Here is a 24,580-nt window from a genome sequence, read left to right as displayed (position 1 = left end):
GAAATTTATCGGTTGTTAATTATCAATTATCAATTATCAATTATCAATTAATTATGAGATCGATTCAATCTAATCAATTTGACTACGTAAAAATCGGTATAGCTTCACCAGAACGTATCCGTATTTGGGGTGAACGCACCTTACCTAATGGTCAAGTAGTGGGTGAGGTAACAAAACCAGAAACCATTAATTACCGGACTCTGAAACCGGAAATGGATGGTTTGTTTTGTGAACGAATTTTTGGACCGGCTAAGGACTGGGAATGTCATTGTGGTAAATATAAACGAGTGCGTCACAGAGGAATTGTTTGTGAACGCTGTGGTGTGGAGGTAACAGAGTCACGGGTGCGACGGCACAGAATGGGTTTTATTAAACTAGCCGCTCCTGTTGCCCATGTGTGGTATCTCAAGGGGATTCCTAGTTATATCGCCATTTTGCTGGATATGCCCCTGCGGGATGTGGAGCAAATTGTTTATTTCAATTCTTATGTGGTGTTAGCTCCTGGTAATGCAGATACTCTCACCTATAAACAATTGTTGACTGAAGATCAATGGCTGGAAATTGAAGATGCAATTTATAGCGAAGATTCCCAACTGGTGGGGGTAGAGGTAGGTATTGGGGCTGAGGCACTGCTGCGATTGTTGGCTGATATTAATTTGGAACAGGAAGCGGAAAATCTGCGGGAAGAAATTAATAACGCTAAGGGGCAAAAACGGGCGAAGTTAATTAAACGATTGCGGGTAATTGATAATTTTATTGCTACTGGTTCTAAGCCGGAGTGGATGGTAATGTCAGCTATTCCGGTGATTCCGCCGGATTTGCGCCCAATGGTGCAGTTGGATGGGGGAAGATTTGCTACTAGTGATTTAAATGATTTATATCGGCGGGTGATTAATCGGAATAATCGCTTGGCGAGGTTACAGGAAATTCTGGCACCGGAGATTATTGTCCGTAATGAAAAACGGATGTTGCAAGAGGCAGTAGACGCATTAATTGATAATGGTCGCCGGGGGCGGACAGTAGTAGGAGCAAATAACCGTCCTCTCAAATCTTTATCAGACATTATCGAAGGTAAGCAAGGACGTTTCCGGCAGAATTTGTTAGGTAAACGGGTGGACTATTCTGGACGTTCTGTGATTGTAGTAGGTCCAAAGTTGCAGATTCACCAGTGTGGACTACCCAGGGAAATGGCCATTGAACTGTTCCAGCCTTTTGTGATTAATCGGTTAATTCGTTCAGGGATGGTGAATAATATCAAGGCGGCGAAAAAGTTGATTTCTCGCAATGACCCCAGTGTGTGGGATGTGTTGGAAGAGGTGATTGAAGGGCATCCGGTGATGTTAAACCGAGCGCCTACGCTGCACAGATTAGGGATTCAAGCGTTTGAACCAATTTTAGTAGAAGGTAGAGCTATTCAACTCCATCCCTTAGTATGTCCAGCATTTAACGCCGACTTTGATGGCGACCAAATGGCGGTTCACGTGCCTTTGTCGTTGGAAAGTCAAGCAGAAGCCCGGTTATTAATGTTGGCATCCAATAACATTCTTTCCCCAGCAACCGGTAAACCTATTGTCACCCCTAGCCAAGATATGGTGTTAGGAGCATATTACCTGACAGCAGAAAATCCCAACGCTACTAAAGGTAAAAATAGTTTTTTTGCTTCTTTGGATGATGTGATTATGGCGTATCAGCAGGATCAAGTAGACCTACATTCTTATATTTACGTGCGGTTTGATGGAGAGATGGAAACCGGACAGCCGGATAATGAACCGCAGGAAGTTGTAGAAAATGAAGATGGCAGCCGGACTTTGTTGTATAAGTTCCGTCGTGTGCGTGAGGATGCCCAAGGAAATTTAATTTCTCAATATATTTACACTACTCCTGGAAGAGTAATTTATAACAAAGCGATTCAGGAAGCATTAGCAAGTTAATCAATTAACAATTGACAATTGACAATTCCCCATTGTCAATTGTCAATTATCAACTGTCAATTATCAACTGTCAATTATCAATTATTAAGATGACTGAAAAAATGATTTTTCGTAACCTTGTTGTTAATAAAGGTCAACTGAGAAACTTAATCGCATGGTCATTTACCCATTACGGGACGGCTCGGACTGCGGTAATGGCAGATAAACTTAAAGACCTGGGCTTTCGTTATGCCACCAAAGCCGGAGTTTCCATTAGTGTTGATGATTTAATGGTTCCCCCCTCTAAAAAATCCCTCCTAGAAGCAGCAGAAGCAGAAATTCTCAGCACCGAGGAAAGATTTAAACGAGGAGAAATCACAGAAGTTGAACGTTTCCAAAAAGTAATTGATACCTGGAACGGAACTTCCGAAAGTCTCAAAGATGAAGTAGTGACATACTTCAAAAAAACCAATCCCCTCAACTCCGTATATATGATGGCATTCTCAGGAGCTAGAGGGAATATCTCTCAAGTACGGCAATTAGTGGGAATGCGGGGACTAATGGCTGATCCCCAAGGGGAAATTATTGATTTACCGATTAAAACCAACTTCCGAGAAGGATTAACTGTTACAGAATATATTATTTCTAGTTATGGAGCGAGAAAGGGATTAGTTGATACAGCATTAAGAACCGCCGACTCTGGATATCTCACCCGGCGATTGGTGGATGTTTCCCAGGATGTGATTATTAGAGAATTTGACTGTGGCACCACCAGGGGTATTCCTCTACGGGATATGACAGATGGGGCTAAAGTATTAATTCCCATTGGGACAAGATTAATGGGGCGGGTAGTGGCTCAAGATGTAGTTCATCCGACCACAGGAGAAATGCTGGCACCCCGAAATACTCCGATTTCTGACGACTTAGCAGCAGAAATTCAAAAAGCAGGAGTGAAGGAGGTTATGGTGCGATCGCCCCTCACCTGTGAAGCAGCCCGTTCAGTATGTCAACACTGTTATGGTTGGAGTTTGGCACACGCCAAGATGGTGGACTTAGGGGAAGCGGTGGGAATTATCGCGGCTCAAAGTATTGGTGAACCAGGTACGCAGTTAACCATGCGGACTTTCCACACTGGGGGAGTATTTACCGGAGAAGTTGCCCAACAAGTGCGAGCAAAAGTTGAAGGTACAGTAAAATTTTCTCGTAAATTAAAAACCCGTCCCTATCGTACCCGTCACGGGGAAGATGCCCTATATGCGGAAACTAACGGCACTATGGTTTTAGAAACCAAGGGAGATAGAGAAAATCAAGAAATTTCCATTACCCAAGGTTCAACCTTATATATTAACCCTGGACAACAGGTAAAAATTGCCCAATTAATAGCAGAAGTAGCTTTAGGCGGTAAAACCACCAGAGCAAACACAGAAAAAGCCGTTAAAGACGTAGCAACCGACCTAGCCGGAGAAGTACAATTTGCCGACGTAGTAGCAGAACAAAAAACCGACCGACAAGGTAACACTACCACCACAGCAGCCAGAGGAGGATTAATTTGGATTTTATCTGGAGAAGTGTATAACCTACCACCAGGAGCAGAATTAGTAGTAAAAAATGGAGATGCGATCGCCTCCAATGGAGTTTTAGCAGAAACCAAATTAACCACCGTACATGGTGGAGTAGTGCGACTGCCAGAAGCTATCCCCGGAAAAGCCACCAGAGAAATTGAAATCATCACCGCTTCCGTAATATTAGATCAAGCAACAGTAACAGTTCACAGTTCCCAAGGGAAAAATAATTACCTAATTCATACAGGCGACAGGTTACAGGTGCTACACCACAGTGACAATGAAGAATCACCAAACACCAAATCTCAAACCTTTAACCTCCGTGCTACCCCCGGAACAAAAGTCCAAAATGGTCAAGTAGTAGCAGAATTAATTGACGACCGTTATCGCACCACCACAGGCGGCTTCTTAAAATTTGCCGGCATCGAAGTTCAGAAAAAAGGTAAAGCCAAATTAGGCTATGAAGTAGTAACAGGAGGAACCCTATTATGGATACCAGAAGAAAGCCATGAAGTAAACAAAGATATTTCTTTGTTGTTAGTAGAAGATGGGCAATTTGTAGAAGCTGGAACAGAAGTAGTCAAAGACATTTTCTGTCAAACCAGCGGCGTGATAGAAGTTACCCAGAAAAACGACATTTTGCGGGAAATAGTCATCAAACCTGGTGAACTGTTAATGGTCGATGATCCAGAAACAGTAATTGGTAGAGATAACACCTTTATCCAGCCCGGTGAAGAATTTATGGGAACAGTAGCCACAGAACTGCGATATATTCAGTATGTAGAATCCCCCGAAGGACCAGCCCTACTAAGTCGACCAGTAATAGAATTTGACGTACCAGCCCACCCTGACGTACCCTCCACAACCTCCATCAGTCAACAAACAGGCAGATCCATTCAACTACGGGCATTACAGCGTTTACCCTACAAAGATGGAGAACGAGTAAAATCCGTCGAAGGAGTCGAACTACTGCGGACCCAATTAGTATTAGAAATTGAACAAGAAGGAGAACAAGACCATACTTCACCCCTAGCAGCAGACATTGAACTAGTAGCAGATAGTGAAAACGCCGACATTCAAAGATTGCAACTAGTAATTTTAGAATCCTTAGTAATTCGCCGAGATATTGCCGCAGATGCCACCCAAGGCAGTACCCATACTACCCTAGAAGTAGAAGATGGCATCACCATAGCACCAGGAGCAGTAGTAGCAAGAACACAGATATTGTGTAAAGAAGGGGGAACAGTACGCGGTGTCAAGAGAGATACAGAAGCAGTGCGTCGTTGTTTAGTCCTGCGAGAAACTGACATGATCACCGTAGAAACTACCACAGCGCCAAAAGTGAAAAAAGGTGATTTGTTAGTAGAAGGAACAGAAATTGCCCCAGAGGTACTAGCACCAGAATCAGGACAAGTAATTTCAATCAAAGCAGGTGACAGTAAAAGTGACAGTTCCCAATCACCCATCACCAATCACCCATCACCAATCACCAATCACCCATCACCATACACCATTACCATTCGCGTTGGCCGTCCTTACCGAGTCAGTCCCGGAGCAGTATTGCAAATTGAAGATGGGGGACTGGTGCAACGAGGTGATAACCTAGTCTTGTTAGTGTTTGAGCGAGCGAAAACCGGAGACATCATCCAAGGTTTGCCAAGAATTGAAGAATTATTAGAAGCTCGAAAACCCAAAGAAGCTTGTATTTTATGCCGTCGTCCAGGAGAAGTAAAAGTCGTTTATGGAGATGGAGACGAAGCATTAGGAAGAGAAGCTTACGCTATTAAAATTTTAGAAGCCGGTGGTAGCGTTACCGATTATCCCCTTGGACCAGGGCAAAATCTGATAGTTCCCGATGGTATTCATGTAGAAGCTGGACAACCCTTAACCGATGGACCATCTAACCCCCATGAGATATTAGAAATATTCTTTAGCTTAGGTTCAGAAGATGGAATCTATGCCTGTGCTAGTCATGCCTTACAAAAAGTACAAAGCTTTTTAGTAAATGAAGTGCAAATGGTGTACCAGTCCCAAGGCATTGATATTGCAGATAAGCACATTGAAGTAATTGTCCGGCAGATGACCAACAAAGTCCGCATTGACGATGGTGGAGACACCACCATGTTGCCCGGGGAATTAGTAGAATTGCGCCAAGTAGAACAAGTAAACGAAGCAATGTCCATCACAGGCGGTGCAAAAGCACAGTATACTCCAGTATTGTTAGGAATTACCAAAGCATCCTTAAATACTGACAGCTTTATTTCAGCAGCCTCCTTCCAAGAAACTACCAGAGTGTTAACAGAAGCAGCGATTGAGGGTAAATCTGATTGGTTACGGGGTTTGAAAGAAAATGTAATCATTGGGCGATTGATTCCTGCTGGCACTGGTTACAACACCTATGAAGAAACCACCACCATTGAAGACTATGGTACTGATTTAGGTACTGGGGTTTTAGATGAAGTAGATGATTCACTGGACATGGTTTTAGACGACCGCACCGCTAAATTATACAGCTTAGATTCTTCTGACTTAAGTGATAGTAGTTACAGCAGTAGACGGGGTGACAGGCCTATTTATGACGACGACGACGATTTAATTGCTGATGAAGTGATTGCAGATGTTGAAGAAGAAGAAGAAGAAGAATACGAAGAAGAAGACGATGATTATGATGAAGAATAAAACCGAAAGGTAATTTTTAGAAAAAGCAAATGTAGGGGTTTAGCAATACTAAACCCTTTCTTTATTTCCAAGACTTACGCAAAATATCTCTCAAACCCTCTTTCCTTCCTGTCCTTCGTTCCTACCCCTGCGAAGAACACCTCCAGCGAACGTAATTCATTCCTCCATAACTTGTGCGTAAATCCGAATTTCTTTTGCATTTTTCCTTAGCTTTTAAGCCAACCAAGACCTTTAAAACATCCTCTAAAACTATCCCCTATCCCCAATTCCCAATTCCCTGATGCTTGACTGTTTGCACACTTGCTGCTTTACTAAATTAGTAAATCATACATTTAATAAAGATGACTACAGAAATTGATATTCCCGCTTTAAATACTTTAGAATATGTCACTTACATTGACGAAAATGGAGAATTACCAGCACATTTTCAGGGTAAAATAGGAGCCTATGCCATTTTTGACAAAGATAAAATTCTGCAATTCGTTAGTTATTCCCGTGATGTTTATCTTAGTTGCAAGCAGCATTTAGTCCGTCAACCAGAAAAATGTTATTGGTTAAAAGTTCACACAATTGAACGCCCTAACCGCACAATTTTAGAAAAGATTGAAAATACTTGGATTGTTGAAAATGGTAGCCTTCCCTTAGGGAATGGAGAAAACAAAGAAAAATGGACTAATCCTATAAATACTCAAGCATTAATGACAGATGAAGAAAAAGCTAATTATCAAAATCCACTAATTGATGAATCGTCGAAAAGTAAAATCATCAAAAATGTAGCTCGGCGAATTGAATCAGAAATTTTAGCAGTTTTAGAATCAAGAGGATTAAAAACTCAAATGCGTTTTCATCCTAAATTAAAAGAAGAAGGTTTACTAGATTTAAAATAATTGATAATTATCAATTATCAATTATCAATTATCAATTATTTCCCCTATGAACTACGAAATAGCGCGAAAGTTACTTATAGACCAAACAGCAAATGAAGAAAACCCAGATGCTTTGTTAAATCGTCTCAAACAAGGAAAACCACCAGTACCAGGTCAAATTACCTCTGTTTTATTAGCCTTAAAAATTGTGTTTGAAGCTCTAAAAGATGCTCATAGCTTAGATAAAGAACTAGCATTAGCTTTATATAAATTAGGTATTAGAGCTTTGCAATTATTTGCTACAGGATCTAAATCTGGAGTTCAATGGCCACCACTGCTAAAAGAAGATTTACAACGCATTTCCCGATCCGCTGAAAGTATCTTTTCCGGTAAATGGGAAACTATTTAAGGTTTGCTAAATAAATGTAAAACCCAGATAGAACAAAGGTTACAGGTAGTCAGTGAGCTTGTCGAAGTGCTAATAAAGAGGAAAAAAGCGCCAGGGTTTTCAAAGGTATACCTGAAAAAGTGTGCATTTTTTTAGATTTCGAGAGATAGCAAATAAATTTTCCCACCTCCTCCTGACTCCTGACTCCTGACTCCTGACTCCTGACTCCTGACTCCTGACTCCTGACTCCTGACTCCTGACTCCTGACTCCTGACTCCTTACACATAATCAAGGGTTTTCTGGGAACGTCTGCACCTTACCATCGGGACTAAAGACAACTCTGAGTCTGAGGTTTTGTCCAGCTTGATTAGTAGAAACAAAGGGTTTACCAATTTCTGGTATACCAGTGTCATTAATATATTCTCTAGCGGCTCGGTTCAAGGGTAAAATGCGTTCAATAGTACCGTCAACACCCAAAATCAGACTATATTCTAGTGTCTGGGAAAATCCCGTAGGTGGCCGCCAATTCTTTTGTAAATAAGCTCTAGCTTCTGCTGCTTGAGGTACATCAAATAATTTGTTTTCCTCAGCAGCAACCTGTGTTGGGAATGGTCTTTGTCTTGCTGATCGCAATTTTTCTATTAAATCATTATCGGGAGATTTGGTTGCAGAAGCAGCTTGATCTAATTGCTGTGAATTTGGTGTAGAGGATTGTTGTCCAGAAATCTGACTCTGCACATCATTAGGTAAGGTAGCAATAGATCCAGATATAGAAGAGATACTACTTGTATTTCCAGAAGGCAAATTTTGACCAGTGACAGGAGGAATACCACCTTGGTTAATCACTCCTGTAGAGTTTTGTTGGGAACTGGGTATTGGTGCTGTTCCTGGAATTTGTAGACTGCTAGGAGGGACTGGCTGTGTCTGTGGAGGTATTGTCAGTCCATTATTTGGCAATGTTCTAGCTGTGGGAGGCACGGTAGCATCAGGAAAAGTCAGAGGTTTTGGATCTAGAGTAGAATCAGCGGGTATCACGGGAGTCTCTAAATCAGGCGGCTTTATAGTATCACCACTACTAGGGGGAGATGGTAAACCAGCAAAGGAAGTCCATTCTGGTTGAGGAGTGGTTAAGTTCAGAGATGGTGCAGTTACAGTAGTTGCTGGTTGTGTGTCAGAAGTAGTCTTTTTAGCTGTTTGCTGCTGATTTTGCCTCATGCTGCTGGCATATTGCCAGGTTAAGGGAGCTAAACCCAAAGCTAGTGCTATTACTGCGGCTATAGGTGTCCAAGTAGGCAAACTGGGAATTATTGATTTCTCACTGTTGAGATTTGGTAATATTATGACATCAGTGGAATATTCTTCTAAGGCCGTGGCCAGATCAAATAGTTGTAATAGAGTAAGTTGAATTATCGGTCCTGACGTTTGATTAGCAAGGGAACCGAGATATAGTTTATGAGTTAAATTGTCACTAGATTCTAAATAAATTGTTGCCTCTAAAATTCCCATACTAGAGGGATTTGGGGTTTTAGGCGACGATGATGATGATGGGGTAACATCTTGTACTTCTGGTTGATCAGATGTTTTGCTTGATGGTTGGGATTCTAAGGAAGTGAGACAAAAGTTATCTGCTGATTTTTGTAGAAGTGCCTGAACGTAGTTAGTAACAGCATTACACAAGGCTTCTAGTTGATCACGATCGCCCTGAATAGGTACTCTCAGTTCTTCTGGTAGTGTTGGATCATCAAAGTGCAGTTGAAAACGAAGTTGATTCAGGACTGTTTGCCCTATCCAACGAGATAAAGGTGAGCTTTGCGCCAAGATTTCCAGTGTACAAGTGGGGGGAGTGTAGCGACGAATGACAGAATTTGATCCAGGCATAGCAAGAATGGCAAGGGGGACAAAAAAGAATTTTCGATTTTGGATCAGTGATTTCAAATCTAAAATCTAAAATCTAAAATCTAAAATCTAAAATCTAAAATCTAAAATCTAAAATCTAAAATTGTTTTGTGGATCGATCCAACAATGTTAACCACAGGCGGCGGTGTCCAGTAGGGGCGCTATAAAATAGTAAATCTACCAGCAGTTTTATTGCTAAGTTGGTTAGTAAATCTGTGGAGATTTGTTCATCTTCTTCCATCCGTTCTTGGTAGGTGTTACAGAAAGCATCTATATAATCTCCAAGTAAAGCATTTTGATGAGGTTCTTGATTTTTGGCAGCTATTGTTTCTAATAATCCAACAGCACGCCGGATTAATTCTTGGTGTTGTTTGGCAAGATAGCAGGTAATCAGAACCAGCGATCGCGCTTCATCTACATCTAGTTTTTTCCGCCCTCCTTGACCTTTGCGTATGGGGTTAGATTGGCGCAGTCGCCACAAGGCCACCCTATCTGGTACTTTTGACTCTAACTGGAGATTAATCGCCGCAGATAGCATAGCATCAGAACCAATGCCAGTTAAAGTTTCTAGTGCTAATAACACCAAATCTAACTGGGTTTTAATATTTTCCCATTGAACGGTATTGGGGTTCGGAAACTGGCTTAAATCCTCCCACTGGGAATTCGGTGTTGCTGAATTGGCGGCCGATTGCATAACTTTTAGCATAGTTGATCAGGCGAATAAAGGCTGTTGCTGTTACTCTTTTTGAAACAGACCATCAAGTATGAAAATTGGTTTCTCTTCATGTAGCTGTAAATAAGTTTAGTAAACAGCTGTTGTTTTGGTTTTACTTTAGATGAAAATTTCTTGTTTAAATATGAGAAATTCATGATGCTTTGGTTAAGATTGGTGATTGGTAATTGGTAATTGGTAATTGGTAATTGGGTAATAGTTTTTCCCAATGCCCAATGCCCTAATCTACATGAGCAATAGTGACACCAGTACCACCATCTGCTTGTTCTGCTGGTTCATAATGGCTGACTCTGGGGTGTTGCTGCAAGAATGCGTGAACTCCTTGCTTTAATTTACCAGTTCCGTGTCCATGAATGATCCATATTTGTCCAACAGCTTCAGAAATAGCTTTATCCAATATATATTCGGCATCTGCTACCCGTTTTCCGCGCAAATCAACAGTATTTTTTGATGTGCGAATGGCTACGGTTGGTGTTGGTGACGGGGTAACGGCTGGTGCTGGTTTGGTTTTGACTATGGGTTCTGGTTTTTGACCATCTAAAGATTCTACGTCTTGTAATTTCACTGTCATTTTCATGATCCCAAAGCGCACACTTAACTCCCCATCTGCATCCGGGGCGGTTATGACTTCGGCGGTTTGCCCTAGTTTGGGTATACGAATGCGATCGCCTATTTTGGGCATAAAACCGGGTTTGGGTTTGGGTGCTGGTGCTGGTTGATATTTTTCTGAAATATCACTTAACGCTTTTGTTGCTTTTTGTGCATCCTGAGCCGTTGGTTTACCCTGTTGTAACCGACGAATAACTTGGGCAATTTCTCCTTTCGCTTCTTGAATTGCTTTTTGTACGGCTATTTCTTGGGAGGCTCGCAAGTCTTTTTCTCTTTCCTGTAAAGCTGCGGCTCTTTGGGAAACTTCTTTATATAATTTCTCCGCTTGCTTTAATATTTTTTGTGCTTCTGCTGCTTTGGTTTCTTGACTGCGCCTTTGAGCTTCTAACCCGGCTATTACTTGGTTAACTTCGTCCGTTGTTTCTCCCACTTGACTTTTTGCAGCTTCTATGACTTCTGGTTTTAAGCCTAAGCGTAAGGCAATGGTTAAGGCGTTGGAACGTCCAGGAATACCCCACAATAACCGATAGGTAGGTGAAAGGGTGGCTTCGTTAAATTCGACTGATGCGTTTTCAAACCGAATATCGTCATATTTTAAAGCTTTTAATTCTCCAAAGTGAGTAGTAGCAATGGTTAACTGAGCATGATCCGCCAGATATTTGAGGAGAGCGATCGCTAATGCACTACCTTCCACCGGATCTGTACCTGCGCCCACTTCATCCAGTAAAACTAGGGATTGGTGACTGGTGACTGGTGATTGGTGATTGGTGATTGGGGAAAAGTCTTCTCCCCTGCACCCTGCACCCTGCTCCCCTGCTTCTTCTCCTGTTCCCTGTTCCCCGCGATGCACTGAGCTTGTCGAAGTGTTCCCTGTTCCCTCGCTAATGGCATTCAAAATTCGACTAATGCGGCGAATATGCCCGGAAAATGTCGATAAGCTTTGTTGTAATGATTGTTCATCCCCAATATCGGCTAAAATCTGACTAAACCAAGGAATTTCTACTGGTTCACGGGCGGGAACAAATAAACCCACCTTGGACATTAAAGCCGCTAACCCCAACGTTTTTAAAGTTACTGTTTTACCACCCGTATTTGGTCCAGTAATTGTGACTACTTTAATATAAGGACTAATCAACAAATCCACGGGAACTACAGGATGTCCTTGTTCATGTTGTTGTTGCCAAATTAACAAAGGATGCCGTAATTGCCGCAGAGTAATTATTTCTTGCTCTTGGGGATTAATAAAGCGGGGCGGGTTTGCACCTAACCAGAAACTATACCTGGCTTTGGCTGTAGCTAAATCCAGAATTGTAACAATGGCTAATAACTTTTCTAAGTCGGTTTTAAATTCTGCTACTTGTGTAGTTAAATTCCTGCGTATGGCTTCTTCTTCTACCTGTTCTCTTTTCACAGCTTGGCGTAATTGGTTGCCCATTTGCACAATGCTGTTAGGCTCAATATATAAAGTTGCTCCGCTGGTAGATGTGTCGTGAACAATACCAGGAATTGCGTCTTTTTGTGGAGCTTTTACAGGGAGAACATAGCGATCGCCTCTTTGAGTAATAATCAACTCTTGCAGGGCATTAGATTTAACTTGGATGATATTTTGCAGTTTTTGGGTAATTTGACTGCGTAACCTGCGTAAATCTTCCCGAATTTCTCCTAATTTCTGACTAGCGCGATCTGTCACTTGCGCTCGTTCATCAATACAACGGTGAATTTCTTGCTCTAATTCTGGGTAAGTCCGTAATTCGGCGACTAACTCAGTTAAAATAGGTACATCTTCCTGGTTATCAATTAACCGCCGTAAATTTCTCGCACCAGCAAGGGTGGTAGCGATCGCTAACAGTTCCTCACCTGATAAAATTCCTTGTAATTCCGCACGTTCTAAGGAGTCACCAATATCTTGAATGCCCTCAAAGGATAACCCTGGTGTCAGTCGGCTTTCCAATTGATAGACTTCTTTGGTTTGTGCCAACAACTCTTTACTTTCCTCCAGAGTTGATGGAATTGGCAAGGCACGGGCAACTATCGCCCCTAACTTAGTTGCCGCAAAGGTGGAAAGGTGCTGGCAGAGGCGATGCCATTCTAGTAGTTCTAAGGTTTCAGACTGAATCAAGGCTTCAATATCTAATCTGAAACTATGGTAACAATTCTGGTAACAAGAAAGCTAAGTCTTTCAGGATGAAATTTTCTCCACCACCACCTACTCCCACCAATATACATCCAGGTTTTAATACTTGTTAGCTGCTTTACTCATGCTTAGTTGAATAGTTACATTACATTATATGATGTAACCCACAAGCTAAACAATTGTTAGCTGAATTTGAATCTAGGTTTGATTGGGTTTGATCACTGGGAAAAATCTGTATCAGGATTTGCCTAAATTGCTATAAAAAATAATTTTAAGTGATTCATTCATTGCCGCCACCCTAAGTTATCAAGGTATTCACACTAAAAATATCTAATTTGTTAATATTATTAATAATAAATGTCTAATTTGTTAATATTATTAATAATAAATCATCTATTTTGTTAAATATCTCAATAAATAATCAAAAAATAAATTTTAATCTTGACATTGAATAGAAGAAGAGAATAAGATGGATTCAAACGAAAATATAAAAAACCTGCTGAATATTTTGCAGGAGCAAATATGCTGTTTAGTCCAGCAAACTTACCTTATTGGATTTTCCTGATTACAGGAATACTGCTTTTCCTGTTCATGATTATGCTAGGAGGAGAATCGGAATTAGATGCTGATGCAGATTTAGATATAGATATAGAAACCAACATTGATTTAAGCTTTGGACGATTTCTGGAATGGGCTGGTATTGGTAAAGTTCCATTAATATTGATGTTGGCAACAGATTTGAGTCTGTGGGGTGTCATTGGTTGGATGTTAAATGTGTGGCTGGGAGGTATTAATCAAAATCAACAACTGCCTTTAATGGGGATAATTATCTTGTTAATTTCCCTAATTATTAGTTTATTCATTGGCAGATTGATAGCTGAACCCATTAGTAAAATGTTTGCGGAATTTAGTGAAGATGCAAGTGGCGATCGCCTAGTTGGTTGTATTGGTACTGTAACTTCTGTTTATATTCCTGCTGAAAACATCAACAAAATTGGCCAGGTAGATATTTTCGATCCAAAAGGTAACTTTTTAACTATTAATGCTGTGATCCCAGATTGGGCAACTATCGCACCACAAAGAGGGGAAAAAGTGATAGTAATTGAACTTAAACAGCAAATCTATTTAGTAATTGCCAAAGACAGTGTAGACGAAGAAAATTGGTTAAATAGTTCCGACTCTAAAAATCAGAATTAGTGAAAGGACAAGAAAATGCTTTTTTGGTTAACATTTATTCAGGCTCTACCAAGTGTTAATGTATCGGAGTTATTAACATTTCAACTGCAATCAAAACAGGAATATAGAATATCAAATTCTCCCACATTTCCGCTGACAACTCAGCCAACTTTAGCTCAAATTAATGGGGGAATAGTATTTCCTGGTTTGATTGTAACTTTAGTTATATTACTTTTATTAAGCTTGTTTGCTTATACCAGGGTTTATGTTGTCACACCCAACAACGAAGCTTTTGTGAGAACGGGGGGATTATTTACTAAAAAGAAATCAGTAATTCTTTATGGTGGTTGCATTGTTTTACCAGGATTTCATCAATTAACCCGTGTACCTTTGCGAGAAATGTCTATTGATGTAGAAAGAACTGGAAAACTGGCAGTAAGAACAAAAGATTACCTGAGAGCAGATATTAGAGTCACATTTTATGTATGTATTAATGCTTCCGAAGAAGATGTTTTAACGGCAGCAGCAAGACTATCTCAAAATGGCAGTAGAATTACTCCTGAAGACATCAAAGAAGCTTTAGAAAAAAGGGCTGATGATGCTATTAGGGCGGCAGCTAAAACTAAAGATTTAGCAGAAATTGATTCTGATAAATTGGGTTTTGCTCAGGAAGTTTTGAATTTAGTAGGTACAGATTTGAAAAAGGTGGGATTAACTTTAAATAACATTGCCATTTCGGAAATATTAGAAAGTGTTACTTATGATCCTGATAACTTCTTTGATGCTCAAGGTGTGCGGTTGCGGACGGAAATTATTCAACGTTCAATTCAACAAAAACGGGAAGTTGAGTTAGCAACCCAAGTCGCTATTGAACAAAAAGAACTAGATGCACAAAAGCGATCGCTACAAATTGCCCAAGAGCAAGAAAGTGCTAAACTAGCTCAAAAATTGCAAGTTGAAGCACTGAAAGCACAGAGAGAAAGGGAAATTCAAGAAGCAAAAGATAGAGAAGCTGCAATGGTAAGACGTACCAAAATTTTGCAGGAAAAATCAGTGGAAGAGGAAGAAATTCGTAAAAAATTAGCTTTACAAGAAAGTCAAATTGAAGCTGATATTGCTTTAGAAGAACGGAATAAACAACTAAAAGTAGCACAAGCATTGCAAAAACAAGAAGCGGAAATTGCTGAAATTTCTCGCCAACAAAGTGTAGAATCAGGAAAGTTGCAAGCGCAAGTAAAGATAGTTGAATCAGAAAGATTAGCAAAACTAGCGCAGGAAGATGTCGCAATAGCAATTGCTAATAAAAAACGTGAAAGTTTTGTTGCACAAGCAGAACAAGCGAAAGCAGAAGAAGCGGTAAAAACTGCCAGTGAAATTGAAAAAGCGGAACGCCAAAAACGTTTATCTATAATCATCGCAGAAAGGGAAGCACAAGAAAGGAGTATTAGCGATCGCAACGTTGTAGAAATTGATGCTTTCCGTCGTCGTCGTCAAGCGGAAATTGCCCAAGAAGCAGCAGAATTAGAAGCAGAAGCCATTCGTACTCTTGCAGATGCTAACCGTGATAAAGCTTTAGCTGAAGCTGAAGGTATTCAAGCCAAAATTACAGCAGAAAATACCATTAGCAATGCTAATTTAAGTGCGAAAATTCTCACAACTATCTGGCCAGAATTAGCGGATAAACTACCAGAAATTGTTACTGCTTTAGCACCACAACCAGGAGTTTTAGGAGACACTCGCATTTATTCCTTCCCTGGTGCAAATGGTAGTAATGGCAGTCAAGATATTAACAAGTTACTATTATCTACTAGCGGACTTTCCTTAATAAATACCTTGTTAGATGAAGGTAAATTAGGTGATTTAATTGGGCAAGTTAGCCAAATAGTAAGTAGTAACAACTCTGTGAAACTACCAAGCTTGAATCACCAAGAAAAAGAAAGTAATTAATAATTTGCAATTCATAATTCATAATTTTTTCAATTATCAATAATGAATTATGAATTATGAATTATGAGTTGTTAAACAACAGCTTTTTCTTGCACTAAAACGTAAGGTTCAACAATTAAAGCGTTAAACCTCTTAGTCCGATCGCCATTCCAATTTCCTAATTGTTCTGGTGAAGGTTTGGCCAGCAATTGTTCATCAATCCAATTTTGCACAGAGGGAATATTATCAGTTGCGATCGCTTCTCCCACATCCAGCAAATCTAACCCATCTGCTACCACAATTATCACATCTCTTTGTGCATGGGGAACTAGCCAATCCCATTCCGCTTCATCCAGATTTTCTTTTAATTTTTCTCTTAAATCAGACATAATTTTTCACAGTTTTGTTAGGATCTCAATTGTACATAATTTGCAATTCATTAGTCATTAGTCACTAGTCATTAGTCATTAGTTAAATTTCACCCAATCACCTATCTTCCTAAATCGTGCATTTCATTAATTACATCTGCACATTTACGAGTTATAGCTTCTAATTCTTCCTTATTTGTAGAAGTTGGCGCATCAATCAATTTACCAATTCTAATAGTCATCGGGACTTTACGAGGAATAGGTGTACCTTTTTGGACAACGTTTTCACTCCCCCACAAACTCACCGGTAATAAAGGCGCTTTGGCTTTTGCAGCTAACAGTGCTGCACCTCTTTTGGGATCATGAATACGACCATCTGGGGTGCGAGTTCCTTCTAAAAACACACCTACAGCCCAACCATTCTCTAAATATTCTAAAGCCGCACGAATAGCCGCACGATCAGCAGTACCCCTACGGACGGGATAAGCACCGTATAATTTAATAGCTTGGGCTAAAACAGGCACTTTAAATAATTCTTCCTTGGCCATGTATGCAACTGGCCGACATACACAGTTAGAAACTATGGGAGGATCAAAATAACTTGCATGGTTGCTAACTACCACCAATGGTCCAGTTTTGGGAACATTTTCCACCCCATAAATTTTACCCCCGAAGTAAGCGTGTAGCATGGGGCTAAGCACTGACCACTTGAAAGCGTGGTAAAGTGCCAAACTAATAAAAGGTTCGCGTTCTCTGGTCACGGAAGATATTTTAAATAAGACTATTATTTAGAATAAGCTATGGCGATCGCTTTTCGTCCATGAACAAAGGTAGATTTAGCATATTTACAGATGAAAGCGTTTTCAAGGGTGCATTTTATATCCGGCTAATTACTTTTAATTGTTTTATCTTCCCTATTCCCTATTACCTATTCCCTATCCTCAAAGATATGCTCAATATTCAACATAAACATCAAAATAAGATGCAACCGCAGGTAGAGAATATATGGAGAGAACACTAATAGCCTAGATATTAAACGACCAATTATTATATAGAGGTTAGGTTATGGCAGTATCAGCAATTGATATTTCCAGAAGTCTTAGTGGCATAGATTTTCCTGCAAATAAAGAAGATTTGGTTAACCATGCCAGACAGAAAAATGCAAGTCAGGAAGTAATTGACGTTCTCCGACAAATGCCAGAGCGTGAATATGAAAACATGGCAGACGTGGAACACGAATTTGGTCAAGTTAGATAATTTTTGAATAAGTTTCCGTTCTTGTCTGTCTAGTTCATGTCTAGTTCATTAGCTACTTTTTGGCATTTGATATATAGTGGGATTTAGGCAAAAAATACTGATAATTTATGTTTAAATCCCACTATTCATTACTATTTCTTCAGCTAAGAATAGCAGCGGTACTCTTATAATATCTACAATAAAAAGCTTCAAGGAATAAAAATTCTACCTGCTCCCATATAATTTTCAATATCTAATATAATCTCCACTAGGCGAGCAGCACATTTTTCTCGATAAATGCGCTCATCAAATCGATCAGGATTTCCAATAGTAATAATTGGTAGTGAAGTATCTGTATTCTCCTCTCGAATTGTTTGCTCTAATGAATCAGTTCCTTTCATATTTCTATTAGCTGTGATCAGAATCATTTGGTTTGCTTGAGCAAATTGCCATACAATTTTGTCACTGCTATCTGTCTCTAATCCAGCTTGTTTAAAGGTAAAAAAACGAATTGATAACAGATCAATCCAACCTTCAGCCGCAAGTGTTCCCCAAAATAAAACCGAGTCCCCTGTTAAGTTATAATCAATGAGAAAATTCATAATGGGGATGTGATGCGTTCTTGCCAAGATTGCAGTTTTGCGCGTAAATCTTCCTGGCCAACTTTAGCAGGTTGAGTTGCTATTTTGGCAAATCGTTCACGGTTTTTTTCTTGCCAATATTGGCGAATTTCTGCTGATTTTTGCAGAAACTCTTGATATTCAGCTTCTATTTCCACAGCATGATTTTCTATGTAGTCTAAAGCCACATTCACCTGTGCATCACTTAGTCCCAGTTTTTCACGAATTAACTTAGGTGGATACTGAGCTTTTACATAGTCCATCACATCACACAAAGTAATCCGAGTTCCGGCTATAATTAGTCCCCGTTCTGTGCGAATGATACCTGATTGTCCATTATATACAGTTTTCATATCCATCAACTCCTAAAGGTTGTATCTGCTCAACCTAATTTAATTGTGAATTAATTTCCCCTAACTTGGCAACTCCCCAGTATTACGAATATTCTTCAATTCCATACCTTCAACAGTCCGCTTAATCAAACCAGTTAAAACATTACCTGGTCCAATTTCTACTACTTTGGTAATCCCATTTTTTGGTAATTGTAATGCAATTTCTCGCCACCGTACTGAACCAGTCATTTGTTGAGTTAAACGTTGTTTTAAAATTTCTGCATCAGTAACAGGAACTGGATCAACATTAGAAGCAACGGGAACTTCTGCTGTTTGAAAAACTATACTATCTAATATTTCTTGAAATTCCTGTGATGCTGCTGCCATTAAATGGGAATGAAATGCACCGGAAACTTTTAAAGGTAATGCCCGTTTTGCTTTGACATTAGACATTACAATTTGTACAGCTTCGGGAGTTCCTGAAATTACGACTTGTGCGGGACTATTATCATTTGCTAACACTACATCCGGGGTTTCTGCAATTACTTTTTCTAATTGTTCGCGATCAAAATTAAGTAATGCTGCCATCATTCCCCCAGCAGTATTATCCATAATTTCTGCACGACGTTTGACTAATTGTAAACCTGTAGACCAGTCAAAAACACCAGCAACATAAAGAGCAATATATTCTCCTAAACTGTGACCGGCAACTAAATCTGGTTTTTCTCCTTTTTCTCGTAATAAGTCCGCGAGAATACTTTCGATCACATATAAACAAGGTTGGGTGTAAAGTGTACGTGATAATCTTGCTTCGTCATTTTGACAAATTTCACTCACAGACCACCCTAAAATTGCTTCAGCTTCCTCAAATTTTGCCTTAGCAGATGGTATATCTAGTAGATCAATTCCCATGTTTAAGGCTTGCGAACCTTGTCCGGGAAACACATAAGCAGTTTTTGTCATTTGATAATTGGGAATTGGGAATTGGGAATTGGTAATTGGTAATTGGGAATTGATAATTGGGAATTGGGAATTGGGAATTGGGAATTGGTAATTGGTAATTGGTAATTGGTAATTGGTAATTGGTAATTGGTGATTGGTAATTGGGAAAAATGAAATTGATTACCCAGTCACCAGTCACCTGTCACCAGTCACCTGTCACCTGTCACCTGTCACCTACCTTCCCCATTGAAAAATAGCTGCACCCCAGGTTAAACCAGCACCAAAACCAGAGGTAGCAATGATATCATTTGGTTTAATTTTTCCTTGCCTTACTGCTTCATCTAATGCGAGGGGAATGGAAGCAGCAGAGGTGTTACCATAATGGGCAACGTTACTGATTACTTTATGTTCAGGAATATTTAACCGATCAGCTACAGAGTTAATAATCCGCTGATTTGCTTGATGTAAAATCAGCCAATCTATTTGATCTACGCTGAGATGAGCTTCAAATAAAGCTTTATCTATGACTTCTGGAACTTTCTGAACAGCAAAACGATATACTTCTTTACCGTTCATGGTGATGGGGTGATAAGTGCCTGTAGGTACATGAATATCTGGACTAACCTGTTTTGTAGTGCCTTGATAACCCAGGTTGAGATAGTGATTTTGACTACCATCGCTTTTCAGGGAAAATCCTAATAGGCGATCGCTCTTATTTGCTTGCAATACCACCGCCCCAGCACCATCGCCAAACAGCACACAAGTGCGCCGATCTTGCCAATCTACCCAACGAGAGAGGATATCTCCGCCTATCAACAGTACATTTTGATAAACTCCTGTTCTAATATATTGGGCTGCTGTCACCAGTCCAAACACAAACCCCGAACAGGCTGCAGTTAAATCAAAGGCTACTGCTTTAATTGCTCCTAATTCAGCTTGAATGCGACAAGCATTGCCAAACAAATCATCTGGGGTAGAAGTTGCCAGCAAAATTAAATCAATATCTTCTGGTTTAATTCCCGCGGATGCGATCGCCTGTTTACTGGCATCGGTAGCTAGTGTAGTCAATGATTCTGGCGGTAATGCTAACTGCCGTTGACTAATTCCTGTTCTTGTGGTAATCCACTCATCAGAAGTTTCCACCAGTTGAGTTAGTAACTGGTTGTCTAACCTAGTTGCTGGTACTGCCGAGCCACTACCTGTAATTGCTATACCATGTAGGAATAAATTCTGCACTCCTAAATCTCCCCAGTTGTCAATTGTCAATTGTCAGTTGTCAAGAAGCAGTCAGAAGTCAGCAGTCAACAGTCAGCAAACCCCATTCATGATTGACTAATGACTAATGACAAATGACTATGGATTCTCGCTCACAGAAGGCTAATCACTCTCGCTCTGTAGAATTTGATATTGTGACTGTAGTCTTTGCAATACTTGATTGTCTACAGCTTCTTTGGCCATACGAATAGCACTAAAAATAGAAGGTGCTTCAGAACTACCATGACCGATAAAACAAATCCCATTCACGCCTAATAGTAATGCACCGCCATGTTCTGCGTGATCCATGCGCTGTTTAACCCGTTTCAGGTTAGGTTTTAAAATTGCTGTACCAATTTGTCCCCGGATACCTTGCGGTAGTTCTTCCCGCAGAATTTGTAAAATTACTCCTCCTACTGCTTCGGCAAATTTTAATAACACATTACCCACGAAGCCATCACAAACGATGACATCAAATTCCCCTGATAATACATCACGTCCTTCCGCATTACCAGCAAAGTTAATTTGGGTATTTTCCCTTAATAATTGATGGGCGCGGAGGGCTGTTTCGTTACCTTTAGTGTCTTCTTCACCGATATTCAATAATCCTATTTTGGGTTCAGGCATTCCCAAAACATATTGACTATAAATTGAACCCATGACTGCAAACTGCTCTAAAAATTTAGGGCGACAGTCTACATTTGCACCAACATCCAGTATTAATACTGGCTTACCTGCTTTAATGGTGGGGAATACTGTGCCTATGGCTGGACGATCAATTCCTGGTAATCTGCCTAAACGTAGTAAAGCTGATGCCATTGCTGCCCCAGAGTGACCAGCAGAAAATACTGCATCTGCTTGTTTGTTTTTAACTAAATCCATCGCCACGTTAATAGAAGCCTGACGCTTTTTTCTGACCGCGTTTAAAGGCTCTTCATCCATTGCGATCGCTTCCTGTGCCGGAACAATCTCTAATCCTACCATATTGGTTTTTGGCGGTATGACAGCTTCAATTTGTTGCTGATCACCTACCAACAAGATTTTCACACCCAATTCTTCTTTCGCTCGTAATGCGCCAGCGACGATTTCAGCGGGTGCGTAATCCCCTCCCATAGCGTCAATTGCGATGCTTACACCAGTCGATCCCATTGCTCCTAGCTCAAAGAAACCTTACAAATTTTATCAGATCGCAACACTCAACAATTAAAAATTCCAGAAAAAAGGTTTTTCAGCGCCTTCAGCAACTATATTTTCTTTTTTCTGCAACTAAGCAACTTATTTATATTTATATCTATACAAGCCTAATTATTTATGTATACAAAGCATTTACTCAAATATTTAATTCAGTAATATTACTATATTATAGTATTTAAAATTTACTTTCAAGTAGCTATGATTAAGATAATTGTCTTTTTTAGGGCAATATATCAGGTTTGAATTGCCCTAAATATATCTAAAATTATTTAATTTTGCCTATCCAACCAAGTAACTAAATCAGATATTTCAGAAAAGTCTAAAAACTCTTCTCCTAAGATTTCTAATTGTTCGGTAGATAATAAGCGAATCCTTTCAACTATGAATGAATCTATTTCCCCAAAGCGCCGATTTAACTGACGATTTAAGAACCGGAAAGCTTCTTTTTGTTCTCCTTTTAATTCTCCTTTTTGCAAAATATCCTGATAAATTACAGATTCTTGCATAATATCCTCGCTCAATAATTGACGAATTAGATTTTTCTCGAATCGTAAACCTGCTAAAATCTCTGTGTAAGCAGCAGTATTCTGTCTGGCTGGTACATCTGTAATTTTAGCAATTTCTCTGGCTACTTGGGATAATAACCCTGGTGCGGAATTTGTTCTTGTTAATGGCGCTAATGGAAGTAATGCTGGGTTGTGGAGAAACAAATCTGAATCTTGCTCCCACATTCTGATGACTCGATAGCGATGATTTGTCATTTCATCAATATAAGCCTCGGTAAAAGCGATTTCATTACTTGTTTCTTGTAAGAAAATCACTACTTGGGTAACGGGTAGATTATATTGTCTAACTAATCTGACAAAATAATCTAATATTCTTAACGGAATGGGAGTTTCTGATTTGGTGTTGGTTTGAAATTCTAGATGTAGGATTCTGTTTTTTGTTTGCAACAATATAACGGAATCTGCGCGGATTGGTTCTATGCTGAGTTCAGTTTTTAAGACTTTAACTAAAGTTAGATATTTCGATGTAGCGAGGGTTGGCTGATAGGCATTGTTTTCCCACTGGCTAACTGTTTGCTGATAGACACCCTGTTATATCTTCCTCTACTATCATTGATAACATTCTACTAATCAGTTAGCATGGAATTGCCAAAGTTATTAATGTGTCCTGGTTGAAAAATTAAATTTTTTAATTCTTCACAAATAGATTTAATTAATTCTTCATTCTCTGCTATCAAATAACGTCCATGCATTAGTTTATTTCTCAATAAGCTGAGTTTCCTGATTTTGGTGGTAATCGTATCTCGCTCTTCTTTCCCAACTACACTAGCGAAAGTTAATTGAGAAACAAGCACAGGTTTCTTTCTTCCTTGTAGCTCATCTACTTTGCATTTCTCTAAAAAATCAACTATTTCAATAATATCTGCTAAATCCTTCAAATTTACATAATATAGCCAGTGCATGAACAGAGGATTATATTTTGGGTAGTCATTTCTCTGGGACTTTACTGCTTCTTCTTTTAACTCTTTGAAATCTTTTAGTTTGTCTTTCTAATCAGAATTTATTTGATATATATCAAATTGAATTTCAGTATTTTCTATATATTTATCAATAGTAAATTCCCAGTAATAACCATATTTTTTAAGCATTATAGATACAATAAACTCTCTAAGTGCATTTTCAATATTCATCACTAAAGGGAACAGTCGTTTACTGCGTTCATCTCCATAAGAGTTATAAACAAGAGTTGCTTTTTGAAAGTAATTTTCTGCTGGTATAACTAGAGAATTTTCTAGTTGGAAAGGTTCAACTGGAACAGCCATTTCAACATCAAAAGTTACCAAAATATAGGAACTTTTGCTAGACTGCCAGTGTACATTTAACTGAAACTCAAAATTTTGTGTAATATAGGCTGTTAGTTCATATTGGTTATTTGATGGATTTAAGGGGGTTGATTCATATTTGTCGTAGACAGCACCCAAATCATCGAAAAGATCATACAAGTATTTTTCCAATTCTTCTTGTGACTGTTCAAAGACGGTCACGTAACAAGCACGAATCATTCTTTTACTGTCCCGTGAAATATCTTTCCAAAAAGTTTCTGGGCTTCAGCACGGCAATCTTCAGAAGCTTTCGATAATTTCCCTGCCTCTTGTGTTAATCGTTGTGCTTCTGCAACAATCTGTTTTTGTTCATCAAGCGAGGGAAGCATCACAGGTAAATTATTTAGGGCAGTAATAGTTAACATAGGCTGAATGCTACCAGTCGCAAGGGAGTGAATCAGGGCTTGACCAACATCTGAATTAAGATAGAAAACTAAGTAAGCAGGATCAATTTTGTCTGTTAAGTGCAGTATTGCAAGATGTGTATCTATGTTGGCTGGTTCGTCAGATTCATAAACAGCAGCTATTCCCGGACGCATGATTAAACTAACCAGCACATCACCCTTATAAACTTGAGTTTTTTCTAGTTTCTTGTGTTCCTCTGGAGTTAGATAGCGCAGATGATTTAGGTTGATACCTTCAGTTGAAATATTACGTGCTGATATCAAAGGAATTTCGCCTATATCCTTAATCCCATTGATAAAATAACCACGCTGAGTAGTTCCTAAACTACCCAATTTGACTACTGGAAAGGGGCTTTTCTCTAACTGAGCCATTGCGCCTGTAATAGATTGGGAGTAAGGCTCGAAGTTCCAGACACCCTTTTGACGTAACTTTGAAAGATTAACTATGATTTTTTCCATTGAA

At 39.5% G+C, this 24,580-nt stretch carries 21 protein-coding genes and 1 pseudogene; 7 read left to right on the top strand and 15 right to left on the bottom strand.

What is annotated here, in order from left to right:
- Positions 1–53: 53 nt before the first annotated feature.
- From H6F45_RS02185 to H6F45_RS02170, 4 genes are all read left to right on the top strand, one after another.
- Positions 54–1,931 (top strand): DNA-directed RNA polymerase subunit gamma, encoded by a 1,878-nt coding sequence (locus H6F45_RS02185; protein ID WP_137666250.1) that lies wholly within the window; start codon positions 54–56, stop codon positions 1,929–1,931.
- 89 nt (positions 1,932–2,020) lie between these two features.
- A complete protein-coding gene (locus tag H6F45_RS02180) occupies positions 2,021–6,151 on the top strand; it encodes a DNA-directed RNA polymerase subunit beta' (RefSeq protein WP_190346343.1) in 4,131 nt (1,376 codons plus the stop codon).
- A gap of 341 nt (positions 6,152–6,492) precedes the next feature.
- Positions 6,493–7,038, top strand: a complete 546-nt coding sequence (locus H6F45_RS02175; RefSeq protein ID WP_190346342.1) for a GIY-YIG nuclease family protein — start codon at positions 6,493–6,495, stop codon at positions 7,036–7,038.
- Positions 7,039–7,084: 46 nt separating this feature from the next.
- Complete coding sequence (locus tag H6F45_RS02170; RefSeq protein WP_190346341.1) at positions 7,085–7,426, top strand: Dethiobiotin synthetase; 342 nt, start codon at positions 7,085–7,087, stop codon at positions 7,424–7,426.
- Positions 7,427–7,475: 49 nt separating this feature from the next.
- Here H6F45_RS02170 and H6F45_RS02165 read toward each other — a convergent pair whose 3' ends face one another.
- The 4 genes from H6F45_RS02165 to H6F45_RS02150 form a co-directional block, all read right to left on the bottom strand.
- Positions 7,476–7,691 carry a hypothetical protein gene (locus H6F45_RS02165; RefSeq protein ID WP_190346340.1) on the bottom strand — a complete coding sequence of 72 codons (216 nt, stop codon included), beginning with the start codon at positions 7,689–7,691 and terminating at the stop codon, positions 7,476–7,478.
- Positions 7,692–7,693: 2 nt separating this feature from the next.
- Positions 7,694–9,283, bottom strand: a complete 1,590-nt coding sequence (locus H6F45_RS02160) for a DUF4335 domain-containing protein (protein ID WP_190346339.1) — start codon at positions 9,281–9,283, stop codon at positions 7,694–7,696.
- A gap of 115 nt (positions 9,284–9,398) precedes the next feature.
- Entirely contained in the window at positions 9,399–10,007 is a 609-nt protein-coding gene (locus H6F45_RS02155) for a DUF3038 domain-containing protein (protein WP_190346338.1), read from the bottom strand.
- A gap of 247 nt (positions 10,008–10,254) precedes the next feature.
- On the bottom strand, positions 10,255–12,762 hold the full coding sequence (locus H6F45_RS02150) for an endonuclease MutS2 (protein WP_190346337.1): 2,508 nt from the start codon (positions 12,760–12,762) through the stop codon (positions 10,255–10,257).
- Between the two features lie 537 nt (positions 12,763–13,299).
- Here H6F45_RS02150 and H6F45_RS02145 point away from each other — a divergent pair.
- Both H6F45_RS02145 and H6F45_RS02140 read left to right on the top strand, forming a co-directional pair.
- Complete coding sequence (locus tag H6F45_RS02145) at positions 13,300–13,974, top strand: OB-fold-containig protein (RefSeq protein WP_096566759.1); 675 nt, start codon at positions 13,300–13,302, stop codon at positions 13,972–13,974.
- Between the two features lie 15 nt (positions 13,975–13,989).
- Positions 13,990–15,900, top strand: a complete 1,911-nt coding sequence (locus tag H6F45_RS02140; RefSeq protein WP_096566757.1) for a flotillin family protein — start codon at positions 13,990–13,992, stop codon at positions 15,898–15,900.
- A gap of 71 nt (positions 15,901–15,971) precedes the next feature.
- Here H6F45_RS02140 and H6F45_RS02135 read toward each other — a convergent pair whose 3' ends face one another.
- Together H6F45_RS02135 and H6F45_RS02130 are read right to left on the bottom strand one after the other, a co-directional pair.
- Positions 15,972–16,268: a DUF2288 domain-containing protein gene (locus H6F45_RS02135; protein WP_096566755.1), complete on the bottom strand. Its 297-nt coding sequence runs from the start codon at positions 16,266–16,268 to the stop codon at positions 15,972–15,974.
- 101 nt (positions 16,269–16,369) lie between these two features.
- Positions 16,370–17,008, bottom strand: coding sequence for a lysophospholipid acyltransferase family protein (locus H6F45_RS02130; protein WP_137669066.1), 639 nt, complete (start codon positions 17,006–17,008; stop codon positions 16,370–16,372).
- A gap of 304 nt (positions 17,009–17,312) precedes the next feature.
- Between H6F45_RS02130 and H6F45_RS02125 the strand changes: the two genes are divergently transcribed.
- Complete coding sequence (locus tag H6F45_RS02125) at positions 17,313–17,504, top strand: DUF2795 domain-containing protein (RefSeq protein ID WP_096566750.1); 192 nt, start codon at positions 17,313–17,315, stop codon at positions 17,502–17,504.
- A 188-nt stretch (positions 17,505–17,692) separates the two neighbouring features.
- On the opposite strand, the gene H6F45_RS02120 is transcribed toward H6F45_RS02125, so the two are convergent.
- The 9 genes and pseudogenes from H6F45_RS02120 to H6F45_RS02080 form a co-directional block, all read right to left on the bottom strand.
- Entirely contained in the window at positions 17,693–18,085 is a 393-nt protein-coding gene (locus tag H6F45_RS02120; protein WP_137669065.1) for a DUF5615 family PIN-like protein, read from the bottom strand.
- Positions 18,082–18,456 (bottom strand): DUF433 domain-containing protein, encoded by a 375-nt coding sequence (locus H6F45_RS02115; protein WP_187040080.1) that lies wholly within the window; start codon positions 18,454–18,456, stop codon positions 18,082–18,084. Before H6F45_RS02115 ends, H6F45_RS02120 begins: the two co-directional genes overlap by 4 nt.
- A 60-nt stretch (positions 18,457–18,516) precedes the next feature.
- Positions 18,517–19,398 (bottom strand): ACP S-malonyltransferase, encoded by an 882-nt coding sequence (gene fabD / locus H6F45_RS02110; RefSeq protein WP_190346336.1) that lies wholly within the window; start codon positions 19,396–19,398, stop codon positions 18,517–18,519.
- Between the two features lie 213 nt (positions 19,399–19,611).
- Positions 19,612–20,613: a beta-ketoacyl-ACP synthase III gene (locus tag H6F45_RS02105; RefSeq protein WP_190346361.1), complete on the bottom strand. Its 1,002-nt coding sequence runs from the start codon at positions 20,611–20,613 to the stop codon at positions 19,612–19,614.
- Positions 20,614–20,754: 141 nt separating this feature from the next.
- On the bottom strand, positions 20,755–21,780 hold the full coding sequence (gene plsX, locus H6F45_RS02100; protein WP_190346335.1) for a phosphate acyltransferase PlsX: 1,026 nt from the start codon (positions 21,778–21,780) through the stop codon (positions 20,755–20,757).
- 314 nt (positions 21,781–22,094) lie between these two features.
- Positions 22,095–22,838: pseudogene (locus H6F45_RS02095) on the bottom strand (DUF4351 domain-containing protein); the annotation flags it as partial.
- 119 nt (positions 22,839–22,957) lie between these two features.
- Complete coding sequence (locus H6F45_RS02090) at positions 22,958–23,269, bottom strand: hypothetical protein (RefSeq protein ID WP_190346334.1); 312 nt, start codon at positions 23,267–23,269, stop codon at positions 22,958–22,960.
- Between the two features lie 111 nt (positions 23,270–23,380).
- Positions 23,381–23,893, bottom strand: coding sequence for a hypothetical protein (locus tag H6F45_RS02085; RefSeq protein WP_190346333.1), 513 nt, complete (start codon positions 23,891–23,893; stop codon positions 23,381–23,383).
- Positions 23,890–24,576, bottom strand: a complete 687-nt coding sequence (locus H6F45_RS02080; protein WP_190346332.1) for a restriction endonuclease subunit S — start codon at positions 24,574–24,576, stop codon at positions 23,890–23,892. The genes H6F45_RS02085 and H6F45_RS02080 overlap by 4 nt, the downstream gene beginning before the upstream one ends.
- Positions 24,577–24,580 lie beyond the last annotated feature (4 nt).

This window comes from Sphaerospermopsis sp. FACHB-1194, from assembly GCF_014696235.1.
Lineage (GTDB): Bacteria > Cyanobacteriota > Cyanobacteriia > Cyanobacteriales > Nostocaceae > Sphaerospermopsis > Sphaerospermopsis kisseleviana.
This window is presented reverse-complemented; position numbering and strand designations above follow the sequence as displayed.